We start from the raw sequence: 13,244 nt of genomic DNA on the forward strand, positions 1-13,244 counted from the left end.
ACGACTAACGGTGCGTGACCGCCATGGATGGCGGAAATGCAGAAAATGCATGGAGCAACTTTCTGCCACGGCGCACCCTACCGGGGATCGGGGTTAAAACCAGGATGGTCAAGAACTACAGAAAACGCGTACTGATTCTCGGCGGCTACGGCACTTTCGGTGCACGCATCGCGCGAATGCTCGCTTGCGAGCCGGATGTGCAGTTGATTGTCGCCGGGCGCGACAAGTTCAAGGCCGAACTGGGCGCCTCCCGCCTGCCCGGCCTCGCCGAGGGGCTGCGGCTGGATCGCGACGCCGTCAACCTGGCCGCGCAACTCAGGGCGCTGCACCTGGACCTGCTGATCCACTGCGCCGGCCCCTTCCAGCACCAGGACTACCGCGTGGCCCACGCCTGCATCGAGTCCGGCACCCCCTATATCGATATCGCCGATGCGCGCCGCTTCGTCTGCGACTTCAACCGGCTGTCGCCGGCCGCCGAGGCGGCGGGAATCCCGCTGGTGTCCGGCGCCAGCAGCCTGCCGGCGCTCAGCTCCGCGGTACTGGCGGAGCTGAGCGGGCAACTGCCGCGGGTGCACTCGGTGGAACTGGATATCGCCCCGGCCCACCGCATCGACCGCGGCCTGGCCACGGTGCGCGCCGGTTTCGAATCCCTCGGTGACGGTTTCCCGATGCTGCAGGACGGCCAGTGGCGCGAGACCTTTGCCGGCGACCAGCTGCGCCGGGCGCAGATCGCCCACCCGGTGGGCGAGCGCTGGCTGTGCAACTTCGATGTACCGGACCTGGAACTGTTTCCCCGCGCCCTGCCCGGCCTGCAGACGGCCCGCTTCGGCACCGGCGTGCAGCCGCGCCTGTTGCAGTTGGGGCTGGCGCTCTGCGCGCGGCTGGCGCGCCTGCAGCTGCCCGCCACCCGGCCCTGGCTCGCCGACCTGGGGCACAAACTGGCGGCCCACTGGCCCGGAGGCAGCGATCACGGCGGTATGCAGATACGGCTGGAGGGCACCGATGCGCACGGCGACCTGGCGGGTTTTCGCTGGCAGATCCTGGGCCTGAACGGCGACGGCCCCCAGATCCCCGCGGCGCCCGCGGCCGCCATGGCGCGCAAGATGCTGAAAGGGAATTATACGAAAATCGGCGCCAGCGCCTGCTGGCAACTGCTGACACTGGACGAGATACTCGCCGAGCTGAGTCCCCACGCCATCGTCACCGCAATGGAGCCGGTAGCGAGTGAACAGCATTCGGCGCCGGTTGTGGCTGCGGGCTGAGGCTCTGCAGCCCCGTCACCCGGCGGCGGGCCGGCTCCCGCGCTGCTGTGGAAGCGCCCGGCCGGGGTGGCCGGGCACCAATCGCCAGCGGGGCTGGCTCCTACAGGACGAATGCCGGATCAGGCGCCCGCCGGCAGTGCTCCGCCGGCATCGCCGTCGCGCCGCTCGAGGGCCGTTTCCGCCACCCGCAGCGCCTCGCTGCGATCGCGGAAGCGACCATCCCCCGGCAGCCCGCCGTTCAACTTCTCCAGCACCGTGCGCACCTCGTCGTTCATGCCGGCGAGATAGAGCAGCTTGCCGCTGTCCCGGGCATCCGTGGCAATGGTCTCCACCGCCAGCGCTGCGGACAGGTCCAGGAAAGGCATGGAGGAGAAATCCAGGATCAGGATCCGCGAGCCGGGCTCGCTGTGCTCCCGCACATGGTGCCCCAGGTCCGCGGCGGCGCCGAAACTCAGCGGGCCGCTGAACTCGAACAGCGCGATGGTATCGCCGTTGCGCTCGAGGATGGCCTTGTCATCGTCGGAATCCAGGTGCTCCGGCAGGTTGCGCAGCCGCTCGATCTGCAGGCTAGCCACCTGCTTGACGAAGCTCAGCGCCGCCAGCACCACCCCGGCCGCCACGGCGGTGATCAGGTCCACGAAAATGGTCAGCAGCAGTACCATCGCCATCAGGATCAGGTCCCAGCGCGGTCCCTGGTGGGCGCGCTTCAGGTAGCTCCAGTCGATGATATCCAGGCCGACTTTCACCAGGATCCCGGCCAGTACCGCCATGGGAATATTGGAGGCCAGCGGTCCCAGACCCAGCGCCACCGCCAGCAGAACCAGCGCGTGCGTCATGCCCGACACCCGGCCGCGGCCGCCGGAGCGGATATTGACCACGGTGCGCATGGTGGCCCCGGCCCCGGCGATGCCGCCGAGCAGGCCGGCGGCGGTGTTGCCGATACCCTGCCCCACCAGCTCGCGGTTGCTGTGGTGCCGGTCGCGGGTCATGTTGTCCGCCACCAGCGAGGTCAGCAGGCTGTCGAGGGAGCCCAGCACCGCCAGGATCACCGCGGCCTCCACCACCAGGAGCATCTGGTCGCCGCTGAATGTCGGCAGGTGCAGTTCCGGCAGACCCGTGGGGATATCGCCCAGCACCGGTACATCCAGCGCGAAGTAGGCCACCAGCGTGCCCGCAATCAGTGCCGCCAACGGCGCCGGCAGGTAGCGGCCGAAACGGGCCGGCCAGCTGTAAACCAGCGCCAGCGTGCCCAGCCCCAACAGCAGGTTGATGACGTGCACGTCCGACAGCGCCGTGGGCAGGTAGCCGAGGGCTCCGAGGGTACCACTGGGGGAATCGTGCCCCAGCAGCGGGTTGAGCTGCAGGATGATGATGATGACGCCGATACCGGTCATGAACCCGGAGATCACCGGGTACGGCACCAGCCGGATATAGTGCCCCAGGCCGAAGAGGCCGAAGGCCACCTGGATCACGCCGGCGAGCATCACCGCGGTAAAAATCAGGGCCGCATCGCCGGAAAGACTCGCGAAGAGCCCCGCCAGCACCACCACCATGGGGCCGGTGGGCCCGGAGATCTGCGGACCGGTACCGCCGAACAGGGCGGCAAAAAAACCGACCACGATCGCGCCGTACATGCCCGCCATGGGCCCCAGCCCGGAGGCCACCCCCAGCGCCAGGGCCAGCGGCAGCGCCACTACGCCGGCGGTGATACCGCCGGTGATGTCGCCCCGCAGGTTGGACAGATCAAACTTCATCTCAGGACTCCCCGGCCACCACTGCGGAACGGGCCTCGAAGGCGGCCCGGTAATCGTCGTCCATCGGCTTGAAGCTGCGGCTCTCTTCGTCGAAGTAGAGCACCTCGCCCTTGCCGATATCGTACATCCAGCCGTGCAGCTGGATACGCCCCGCAGCGAGGCCGGAGGCCACCGCCGGGTGGGTGCGCAGGTGCTGCAGCTGCTGCACCACGTTCTCGCAGGTCACCTCGTCCAGGTGCTCCATCCCCAACGCGCCGTGCCGGTCGCGCACCACCTCGGTAGCGGAACGGCAGTGGCCCAGCCACTCTTTCACATGGGGAAGGCTGTCGAGCTTCTCCGGCCCGATGGCGCCCTTCATGGCGCCGCAGTCGGTGTGGCCACAGATCACGATATGGGAAATGCCCAGCGCCGCCACGGCGAACTCAATGGAAGCGGTCATGCCGCCGGTCTCGTTGCTGTGGGGCGGCACCACATTGCCGGCATTGCGGCAGATAAACAGCTCCCCCGGCTCGGTCTGGGTGACCATGCTGGGATCGATGCGGGAATCCGCACAGGTGATGAACAACACCTCCGGATTCTGGCCGTCGGCCAGTTTCTGAAAGCGCTCCTTCTTGGCCGGGTAGACCTCCTTCTGGAACCTGGCCACCCCTGAAATCACGTGCTCCATGGAAACTCCTCTGTGAATTGACCGATCTGAATTTAGTGGAAATCATTATTTTTTGATAGTTCAATAAGAAAAAATACCATTTGCTGATAACCTGGAGTTATCAAGCAGCCTTTCATGACTCTGGAGCAGCCGTGGTTTCCACTCAATCGACCCCTACGCTCAAGCAACTGCAGTACTTTGCAGCCATTGCCAACAGGGCCAGCTACCGCCGCGCGGCGGAGGAACTGGGGGTCAGCCAGCCGGCCCTGACCACCCAGATCGCGGCACTGGAATCCGCTCTGGGGGTTTCCCTGTTCGAGCGCTCCCGCGCCGGCACCCTGCTGACGCCGGAGGGCCGCGACCTGCTGGATCCGGCGCGCCAGATACTGCTGGCCATGCGGGAATTCCGCGCCAGTGCGGATGTCATCGCCCAGGGCCACGGCGCCACCTACAAACTGGGCGTGCCGCCCACGGTGGGCCCCTACCTGCTACCCAATGTGCTGCCGGAACTGCACGCCCGCTACAGCGACCTGAAACTCTATGTGCGCGAGGCGCCGCCGCGGCTTCTGCAGCGGGAGCTGGCCGAGGGCGCCTACGACCTGGCCATTCTGCCCCTGCCGGTGGCCGCCGACGGGCTGGCAGTGGAACCACTGTTCACCGAGCCGCTGAAATTCGTGGTGCCATCGGACCACCGGCTGGCGGGAAAGGCCGAGGTGACGCCGTCGCAACTGCGCGGCGAGAAAGTACTGACACTGGAGGAGCAGCATCACTTTCATCACGAGGTGCAGGAAATATGCCAGCAACTCGGGGCACAACTGCAGCGGGACTACGAGGGCACCAGCCTGGACACCCTGCGGCAGATGGTGGTGATGGGCCTGGGCGTGGCTTTCCTGCCGGGTCTCTATGTGCACTCTGAGATGCACAAACCCGAGGCGCTTCATGTCAGCGAACTCAAGGCCAACCCCATCTTCCGCCAACACGGCCTGGTATGGCGCGCCAGCGCCCCGGGCCGGCGCCTGTTTCGCGACCTGGCGGCGTACCTGCGGGAAACGATCAGGCAGCGGCTGGGGGATGTGGTGGCCGTTTCCGGCAATTGATTCTAGTGGTTCATGCGGTAAATTCGGTGACTCTACCTCACAGCCACAGGTTCCAGGGCAAGGCGAAAAAGCGCAGGACTAGCAGCGCTAATTCAAGCTCTTTCAACGCAGCACTGGGGCCTGTGGCGAAGAAATAGTGTTACTGAATTTACCGCATGGACCACTAGTGTGCCGTGCGGGAAGTTCGCGAACAAAGGAGCACAGCCAAAGCGCTCAGATCAAGGCGAGAAAGCGCTGGAATAGCAGCGTTATTTCAAGCTTTCTCAACGCAGAGCTGGGCGTTTTGGCGCAGCGAACTGTTTGCGAACTTCCCGTACGGCACACTAGCTGCAATCCATGCAATATCCACAGGGGTAGACTGAAATGAGCGCCGCGAAAGCCGACAATCCCTGGGGAGGCCCCTGTTGGACTTCGCGGCGCTCACTCCAATCTACGGCACATACAGGAAAACGCAGCCCCACTCATGTCGATTTACTTGCTATTGAAGACCCTGCACGTTATCAGCGCTGTCGTTGTGCTCGGCACTGGTATCGGCATCGCCTGGTACACATTGCGCGGATGGCTGAGCGGCGATCCGCGCGTGATGCGCTGGATCAGTGCGGAAACCGTCGCCGCCGACTGGTTTTTTACCGGCAGTGCCATCGTTGTACTGCTCGGTAGCGCCGGTGGAATGCTGGCCATCAATCCAACGTGGCTGCAGCAGGCCTGGCTGCAGATTGCGGTCGGACTGACCGGCGCGGTGTTTTTGCTCTGGCTGCCGGTGGTTTTTCTGCAGTACCGGCTGCGTCACCACGCACACATCGGGGAGGATCCGGCACCCATCCGGCGTATCATGAAGCTCTGGTGCCTGCTCGGCGCCATCGCTTTTCCGTTGATGCTGGCCATTATTTTTCTGATGGTGGCGAAGCCGGTTCTCTGGTGACCTGCCCGATGAGAAGCGGGCCGGTGGCAGGTCGCCTCCCTCTTCCCCTGCAGTCCTCGGGCGTAGGTGGAGTGAACTCCGCGAAGTCCAACAACCCGGGCCGCCCCTGTTGGATTTCGCGGAGTTCACTCCATATATGGCCTCCTCCCCGGGGGATACGGCGGCTCAGAGAATCCTGCAGACCTCGTCAAAATCGAATCGCGGGCTGCGGGGGTGCAGCATGTCGGGGTCGCCGTAGCCGAGGTTGCAGAGGAAGTTCGACTTGATATGGCTCTCCGGGGAGTGCTCCTGCTGGAAAGCCGGGTCGGAGCAGTTTTCGCCGAAGAATTCGCGATCCACCGCGGCATTATCGAAACCGGACATGGGGCCACAGTCTAGCCCCAGGGAGCGCGCGGCGAGGATAAAGTAACCACCCTGCAGGGAGCCGTTGCGAAATGCCGTACTGGCCGCCAGCTCGGCGTTATCGACAAACCAGTCCCGCGCCGGGGAGTGAGGGAACAATTTGGGCAGGTATTCGTAAAACTTCAGATCGTGGGCAATGATCGCGGTCACGGGCGCGGCCATGGTTTTTTCCACATTGCCCCCGTTGAGCGCCGGCTTCAGGCGCTCCTTGGCCTCCCTGCTCTTGATGAAGGCGACCCGCGCCGGGCAGCAGTTGGCGCTGGTGGGGCCCATTTTCATCAGGTCGTACAACTGTTTGAGGATGTCGTCCCCAACCGGTTTATCCAGCCAGTGACTGTGAGTTCGCGCTTCGGTGAACAGCTGTTTCAGCGACGATTCGGACAGATTATCGCCCATGGCGGTCTCCTTGCAGACAATATGGGTAGCAGTCTGACACTATAGTGTGTTCAGCAACAGCCAAAGGGTAGAAGCGTGGAACAAGAGCACAAAATCGACATCAAGCAGGCGCTGCGCGTGTTCGACAAGGCGACCCGGAAAGGCGAAAAGAGAGAGGACGGCTGGCACTACCGGGGTATTACCGCGAGCACCGACTTCGACGGCTACACGGTGATGATCAATACACCCAAGGTCCAGCTGACCATCCTTTTTCACAACAAATACACGGTGGACTACGGCAAAGCCCACGATCTGCAGGAGTTTGTGGATCTGCTGGATAAAATCGACCGAAACTGAAGCGCGGGTGATTGCGACGGCCCACCGCATTGATGGGCACGCTGCGCTTTGCCCATCCTATAGGGGGATCCGGCTTATCCCGGTGCCCTCGAAAACTCAGTGCTGTTGCGGTACACCGCTGTGAAAGCGGAATTCGCCGTCGCCGCCCTCGACCAGCTCCCGCTCCACCTCCAGCAGCTTCTGCACCCGCGGCTGGATATCCTCATTCGCCGCCTTCCCGGCCAGCGCCAGATAATCGCGGAAGTGACGCGCCTCGGATTTCAGTAGCGACTGGTAGAATTTCTGCAGTTCATCGTCCAGGTGCGGGGCGATACAGGCGAAGCGCTCGCAGGAGCGTGCCTCGATGATGGCGCCGCAGATGAGGGTGTCCACCAGGCGGCCCGGCTCGTTAGAGCGCACCTGTTCCCGCAGACCCGCCGCATAGCGGGAGGCGCCGATGTGCGGGTAGTCGATACCGCGCTTTTCCATGATCGCCAGCACCTGCTCGAAGTGGCGCAGCTCCTCCCGCGCCAGGCGCGACATCTTGTTGAGCAGTTCGAAATCGTCCAGGTAGCGGAACATCAGGTTCAGTGCCGTGCCGGCAGCCTTCTTCTCGCAGTTGGCGTGATCCACCAGCAGCATTTCCGGTTCGGCCAGCGCCGCCTGCACCCAGGCGTCCGGGGTCGGGCAGAGCAGGAATTCGTGGATGGCGGGAAGATCGGGAACGGTTGAACTCATAGGGGACACGGGCGATCGCTGGTGACTGAGAGCGCGGGATTATAGCGGTGTCGGGGCGGGATTGGCAGAGCGCCTCAGCCGGCGTCGACATCGGAACGGTGCGCGCGGCGTACCCTACACGGCACGGATCGGTAGGAGGCCGCCTGCAGGCTCCCACCGCTGTAGGGCGCGCCGTGCGCACCGGCGGAGCCCGCGCCTGCCCCGAATCGTTCACCCGGAGATTACACCGCCCTGCCCCGCTGATGCTGCGCGATCTGCGTCAGGCCACAGTGTTCTGCCACTTCGTCTCGGTAGTCGAGCCAGCCGTGCAGCACCTGCCCCATCCAGCGCAACACCGCCGGGCGCGCGCCCTCGTCTACATAGTCCAGCATCAGGTGCCAAGCCGCCTTGCGGTGACTGCCCTCGACCTTTGCATGCACCCGGTGCAGCGCCAGGCACTCCACCGGCAGGCCGTAGTGTTTCACCAGTGGGTGTTCCGCCGGGCGCGGCTCGGGGCGCCGCGGCTGACCGGGATCCAGTTCGCCGCGCTCGTATTCAGTACCCTCCAGAAACAGGGTGGTCACGGCTGTCGCTACCTCCCAGCCGTGGTGGCCGGTGGCTTCATCGAGCAGCGATCGGTATCGGGCCGCCTCCGGCAGCAGTTCCACGTGTTTGAAGCGGTCCAGGTTCATCCCCAGCCCGCGCGGGTACTCCAGGAACAGTTGCGGATGCGGGGCGCTGTCGCTCAAGCGGCCGGTCTCCTCCTCGTAGATATTCTCCGCCAGCTCCTGCCGCACACGGGCAATCGGGCACTGGATATAGGCCCGCCCCAGCAACACGGGAAAATCCCGCACATAGACGGCGTACTCCTGCTCCAGGTGAATATGCAGCAGTTCCTTCGGCACCATACCCGCGGTAAAGGCCGGCCAGGCCCAGTGGACCTTGCGCTCCATGACCCGCAGCAATCCGTCTTTGAATTCCGATCGATTCATACCGGCCAATGGTAGGCCGATGAGTGTCCTTCCGGGAGCCGGGACCGCCGGCAAGCCCTCAATCGCCGGTGGGGCAGGCTCCTACAGGCAGCCCCCTTCCCTGATCAACCTGACGATGGCGCAGCGGGGCTTGCTGGACGTAGAGTAAACGTCATTTGATAACGACTTATTAAGTGGCTTAATATTTGATGCCGTATTGCATCGGATAGACGACAGATGACAGAACAACACCGGCTGGCTGCGGCCATCCCGCCATTGCTGGAACAGCTTCACGCCAGCGCCGCGGCACTGCGGCGATCGCTGGAGGTGCTTCAGGAATCGCCCAAGGCCTGGCAGCCGTACCTGCTGCAGCCGCACTTTGCCATCGACACCGCGGAGCGGCTGGACGGCAGTTTCGAGCAACCCTACGCGCTGGCTGCTGCGCTGATGGCGCGGCTGGATTATGGCGACTCGCCGATGGATACGGGCAGCGACGCGCGCGCCACACTGCAAATTCCCGGCCTGCTCAGCGTTCCTGCGGAGGCGATCAATCTCGCCCACCGACTCAATCGCGACAAGGAGGCCTTCGCGGAGGCGGTGGCGGCCTTCAAGGCCGCACTGTCCGGGCGCCCTGCCCCGGAACGCGATCAACGCCTGCGGGATATCCTGGCGGAAGCCGGTCACCCGCGGGCACACCTGCGCCAGTGTTATCGCCAGGTGCTGCTGTGCCCGGAAAGGCCCGATGCCATCGCCCTGTCCTGGATCAAGGCACGCAAGTCGATTCGCAAGGTGACGGTGGAATGGTGCGAGAAGAAGCTGGTACAGCTGGATCCGCTGGGCGGGGACACCGGCATCCAGTACCAGCGCCAGTTGCTCGCCGGCCTGCACAGAAGCCAGCACGACGACCTGCGCCAGGTGCAGGTGCAGAGCCGGCCGAACCTGCAGGTGGCGGAAATCTTCCGCACGCGGGAGGGCGAAACTTACCGGCAGGTGGGCTATGCGGCCATGCCGGTGCTGGTGCGGGGTGACGCCAGCGGCCGGCTGCCGGAATTTACCCGCGTGGATCACGAACCACCGCAGAGCCGGCGGCGGCAACGGCGGGATCTGGCGCTATCGAAGGAGCCGCTCTTGCCGGCGCTGCGGGTGTTTTTGCGGGAGGGATAGGAAGGGTAATCGATTGGGATCGGCCGTTGGGCGCGGCAAATGTCGTGCCTGCGGCCCACCTGCCGAGCTGGGGCTCGACGCTCCCGGCGTCAGGTCTTCTGCAACCCGGGCACCACAAAGCGCTGGTAGTAAGCCACCGACAGCGCATAAAAATCCTCATCGATCCGCCGGCGCAACTCCACCAGGGAAACACCCCGGGCCTGGGGCGTCCGCTTCAGGCCATACTGGGCCGGATCCGCTATCTGGCTGGCGCCGGCGCGCAGCAGCTCAAACACCCAGCAGTAGGGATTCTGCTCCTCGTCAATACGGATCTGCTGGTGGCGCAGCTGGGCCAGCAACAGGTTGCGGTCCACGATCTCCAGCTGGCTGCGCACCGCATTCACCAGGTAGCCCTCGCGGCGTTCGGCGATCACGCGGCGCTGATCCTCGGTGTAAGCGTTCCAGTCGATCACTTCGTGGGCAAAGCGCTTGCAGCCGCGGCAGACATCGTCGCCGATACCGGTGGAGCAAACGCCAATGCAGGGGGTACGCACTTTCTTGTACATCGGATAACCAAATCTGCCGAAACAAAGCTGTCAGCGGTCTGAAATAAGGTGGCGCGTAGACTATGTTGTTTGGATTCCGGAGGAAAGCCCCCGGTGGCCCACCACTATTTGCAAAACAAATAGTGGTAATTCGCCTAACTTATTGATTTTTCAATAAACTTAACAGCATCAGGGCTTTTCCTGTAGAATTCGCGACCCCGCCTCCAGCGGCACGAATGCAACAATCCCGGCCGAGGAATATTCCGATGGTGAATATCAGGGACCGGGAATTCGCCAGCTGTTGGTGCCACCCCACATACGAAGAGGGACTTATCCGTGCTTGAAGCCTATCGCAAACACGTCGCCGAACGCGCCGAACAGGGTATTCCGCCCAAGCCGCTAGATGCCGAGCAAGTGGCCGGCCTGGTAGAGCTGCTGAAAAATCCCCCCGCCGGTGAAGAACAGGAACTGGTCGATCTCCTGACCCACCGCGTACCGCCGGGTGTGGACGAAGCCGCTTACGTGAAAGCCGGTTTCCTGTCCGCCATCGTCAAGGGCGAGGCGGAGTCCCCGCTGATCGACCGCGAACATGCCACCAAACTGCTGGGCATGATGCTCGGCGGCTACAACATCGTCACCCTGGTGGAACTGCTGGACGATAAAGAACTGGCCGACCTGGCCGCCGAGCAGCTCAAGGGCACCCTGCTGATGTTCGACGCCTTCCACGACGTGGAAGAGAAAGCCAAGGCCGGCAACGAAAAGGCCAAGGAAGTGATCCAGTCCTGGGCCGACGGCGAGTGGTTCACCAAGCGCGACAAGGTGTCGGAAAGCATCAAGGTCGCCGTGTTCAAGGTCACCGGTGAGACCAACACCGACGACCTGTCCCCCGCCCCGGACGCCTGGTCCCGCCCGGATATTCCGCTGCACGCACAGGCCATGTACAAGATGAAGCGCGACGGCCTGGAGCCGGAAGAGCCGGGCGTCAAGGGTCCGATGAAGCAGGTCGAGGAAGTGAAGGCCAAGGGCTACCCGGTGGCCTTCGTCGGCGACGTCGTCGGCACCGGCTCCTCGCGCAAATCCGCCACCAACTCCGTACTCTGGTTCTTCGGTGAAGACCTGCCGGGCGTCCCCAACAAGAAAGGCGGCGCCATCTGCATCGGCGGCAAGGTCGCCCCCATCTTCTTCAACACCATGGAAGATGCCGGCGCGCTGGTCTTCGAGGCGCCGGTGGACGACCTGAATATGGGCGACGTGATCGAGATCCGCCCCTACGACGGCAAGATCCTGAGTGAGGACGGCAAGGTACTGAGCGAGTTCGAACTGCGCTCCCAGGTACTGCTGGACGAAGTGCAGGCCGGTGGCCGCATCAACCTGATCGTCGGCCGCGGCCTCACTACCAAGGCCCGCGAATCTCTCGGTCTCCCCCCCTCCGACCTGTTCCGCAAGCCGGAGCAGCCCAACGACACCGGCAAGGGCTACACCCTGGCCCAGAAGATGGTGGGCAAGGCCTGCGGTGTGGAAGGCATTCGCCCGGGCACTTACTGCGAGCCGAAGATGACCACCGTGGGCTCCCAGGACACCACCGGCCCCATGACCCGCGACGAGCTGAAAGATCTCGCCTGCCTCGGCTTCCAGACCGACCTGGTGATGCAGTCCTTCTGCCACACTGCGGCCTATCCCAAGCCGGTGGACATCGACACCCAGCACAAACTGCCGGACTTCATCATGAACCGCGGCGGCGTCTCCCTGCGCCCGGCGGACGGCATCATCCACAGCTGGCTGAACCGCATGCTGCTGCCCGACACCGTGGGCACCGGCGGCGACTCCCACACCCGCTTCCCCATGGGCATCTCCTTCCCGGCCGGTTCCGGCCTGGTGGCCTTCGCCGCCGCCACCGGCGTCATGCCGCTGGATATGCCGGAATCCGTGCTGGTGCGCTTCAAGGGTGAAATGCAGCCGGGCATCACCCTGCGCGACCTGGTGCATGCCATCCCCTACTACGCCATCCAGAACGGCCTGTTGACCGTGGAAAAGAAAGGCAAGAAGAACGCCTTCTCCGGCCGCATCCTCGAGATCGAGGGCCTGGAAAACCTGACCGTGGAGCAGGCGTTCGAACTGTCCGACGCCTCCGCCGAGCGCTCCTGTGCCGGCTGCACCATCAAGCTCTCCGAAGAGACCATGGCCGAGTACCTGCGCTCCAACATTACCCTGCTGCGCTGGATGATCGCCGAGGGCTACGGCTCCACCCGCACCCTGGAGCGTCGCGCGCGCGCCATGGAAGAGTGGCTGGAAAACCCGGAGCTGATGGAAGCGGACAAGGACGCCGAGTACACCGAGGTGATCGAGATCGACCTGGCGGAAATCAAGGAGCCGATCGTCTGCGCCCCGAACGACCCGGACGACGCCCGCCTGCTGTCCGAGGTGGCCGGCGACAAGGTCGACGAAGTCTTCCTGGGCTCCTGCATGACCAACATCGGCCACTTCCGCGCCGCCGGAAAACTGCTCGACCAGCACAAGGGCAACATCCCCACCCGCATGTGGATCGCCCCGCCCACCAAAATGGACGAGCACCAGTTGATGGAGGAAGGCTACTACAACATCTACGGCGCCTCCGGTGCCCGCACCGAAATGCCCGGCTGCTCCCTGTGCATGGGCAACCAGGCGCGGGTGGCGGCCAACAGTACCGTACTGTCCACCTCCACCCGCAACTTCCCCAACCGCCTGGGCGACGGTGCCAACGTGTACCTGACTTCAGCGGAACTGGCCTCCGTGGGCGCCATCCTCGGCAAACTGCCCACCCCGGCCGAATACCTGGAGTATGCGCAAAACATCAACTCCATGGCCGCGGAAATCTACCGCTACATGAACTTCGACCAGATTGAGGAATTCCAGAAATCGGCCGAAGACGGCAAGCGGATTGCCGCAACCGAGATTCAGGAAGTGGCGGTTTAAGCGCGACAGCCTGACTCGGACTGAAAAGCCCCGCCCTTGCCGGCGGGGCTTTTTTGTTTCTTTATGCAGTGGCCTAACCTGAATATTTCACCAAAATAAGAACGGCGGTTCTTTTTCCCTTA

At 63.9% G+C, this 13,244-nt stretch carries 12 protein-coding genes; 6 read left to right on the forward strand and 6 right to left on the reverse strand.

The window, feature by feature from the left end; all coding sequences use genetic code 11:
- The first annotated feature begins 104 nt into the window (after window positions 1-104).
- Window positions 105-1,262 (forward strand): saccharopine dehydrogenase family protein, encoded by a 1,158-nt coding sequence (locus OQE62_RS15505; RefSeq protein ID WP_265722948.1) that lies wholly within the window; start codon window positions 105-107, stop codon window positions 1,260-1,262.
- A gap of 119 nt (window positions 1,263-1,381) precedes the next feature.
- Here OQE62_RS15505 and OQE62_RS15510 read toward each other — a convergent pair whose 3' ends face one another.
- Both OQE62_RS15510 and OQE62_RS15515 read right to left on the reverse strand, forming a co-directional pair.
- The gene (locus tag OQE62_RS15510; protein ID WP_265722949.1) at window positions 1,382-3,016 is read right to left on the reverse strand and encodes a SulP family inorganic anion transporter; all 1,635 of its coding nucleotides are present in this window, start codon (window positions 3,014-3,016) and stop codon (window positions 1,382-1,384) included.
- Window position 3,017: 1 nt separating this feature from the next.
- Complete coding sequence (locus OQE62_RS15515) at window positions 3,018-3,683, reverse strand: carbonic anhydrase (RefSeq protein ID WP_265722950.1); 666 nt, start codon at window positions 3,681-3,683, stop codon at window positions 3,018-3,020.
- Between the two features lie 131 nt (window positions 3,684-3,814).
- Between OQE62_RS15515 and OQE62_RS15520 the strand changes: the two genes are divergently transcribed.
- Together OQE62_RS15520 and OQE62_RS15525 are read left to right on the forward strand one after the other, a co-directional pair.
- On the forward strand, window positions 3,815-4,759 hold the full coding sequence (locus OQE62_RS15520) for a hydrogen peroxide-inducible genes activator (protein WP_265722951.1): 945 nt from the start codon (window positions 3,815-3,817) through the stop codon (window positions 4,757-4,759).
- A 463-nt stretch (window positions 4,760-5,222) separates the two neighbouring features.
- Window positions 5,223-5,681 carry a DUF2269 domain-containing protein gene (locus OQE62_RS15525; protein WP_265722952.1) on the forward strand — a complete coding sequence of 153 codons (459 nt, stop codon included), beginning with the start codon at window positions 5,223-5,225 and terminating at the stop codon, window positions 5,679-5,681.
- Window positions 5,682-5,846: 165 nt separating this feature from the next.
- On the opposite strand, the gene OQE62_RS15530 is transcribed toward OQE62_RS15525, so the two are convergent.
- Window positions 5,847-6,479, reverse strand: coding sequence for a malonic semialdehyde reductase (locus tag OQE62_RS15530; RefSeq protein WP_265722953.1), 633 nt, complete (start codon window positions 6,477-6,479; stop codon window positions 5,847-5,849).
- A 75-nt stretch (window positions 6,480-6,554) separates the two neighbouring features.
- Between OQE62_RS15530 and OQE62_RS15535 the strand changes: the two genes are divergently transcribed.
- Complete coding sequence (locus OQE62_RS15535) at window positions 6,555-6,815, forward strand: DUF3081 family protein (protein WP_265722954.1); 261 nt, start codon at window positions 6,555-6,557, stop codon at window positions 6,813-6,815.
- Window positions 6,816-6,911: 96 nt separating this feature from the next.
- Here OQE62_RS15535 and miaE read toward each other — a convergent pair whose 3' ends face one another.
- Window positions 6,912-7,532: a tRNA-(ms[2]io[6]A)-hydroxylase gene (miaE, locus tag OQE62_RS15540; protein WP_265722955.1), complete on the reverse strand. Its 621-nt coding sequence runs from the start codon at window positions 7,530-7,532 to the stop codon at window positions 6,912-6,914.
- 221 nt (window positions 7,533-7,753) lie between these two features.
- Window positions 7,754-8,503, reverse strand: coding sequence for an iron-containing redox enzyme family protein (locus tag OQE62_RS15545; protein ID WP_265722956.1), 750 nt, complete (start codon window positions 8,501-8,503; stop codon window positions 7,754-7,756).
- A 216-nt stretch (window positions 8,504-8,719) separates the two neighbouring features.
- Here OQE62_RS15545 and OQE62_RS15550 point away from each other — a divergent pair, with 216 nt between their 5' ends.
- Window positions 8,720-9,646, forward strand: a complete 927-nt coding sequence (locus tag OQE62_RS15550; protein ID WP_265722957.1) for a hypothetical protein — start codon at window positions 8,720-8,722, stop codon at window positions 9,644-9,646.
- Between the two features lie 89 nt (window positions 9,647-9,735).
- On the opposite strand, the gene OQE62_RS15555 is transcribed toward OQE62_RS15550, so the two are convergent.
- On the reverse strand, window positions 9,736-10,191 hold the full coding sequence (locus OQE62_RS15555; protein WP_265722958.1) for a DUF1289 domain-containing protein: 456 nt from the start codon (window positions 10,189-10,191) through the stop codon (window positions 9,736-9,738).
- Between the two features lie 315 nt (window positions 10,192-10,506).
- On the opposite strand from OQE62_RS15555, the gene acnB reads away from it, so the two are divergent.
- The gene (gene acnB / locus OQE62_RS15560; protein WP_265722959.1) at window positions 10,507-13,122 is read left to right on the forward strand and encodes a bifunctional aconitate hydratase 2/2-methylisocitrate dehydratase; all 2,616 of its coding nucleotides are present in this window, start codon (window positions 10,507-10,509) and stop codon (window positions 13,120-13,122) included.
- Window positions 13,123-13,244: the final 122 nt, after the last annotated feature.

It is taken from the genome of Microbulbifer halophilus (assembly GCF_026183675.1).
Lineage (GTDB): Bacteria > Pseudomonadota > Gammaproteobacteria > Pseudomonadales > Cellvibrionaceae > Microbulbifer > Microbulbifer halophilus.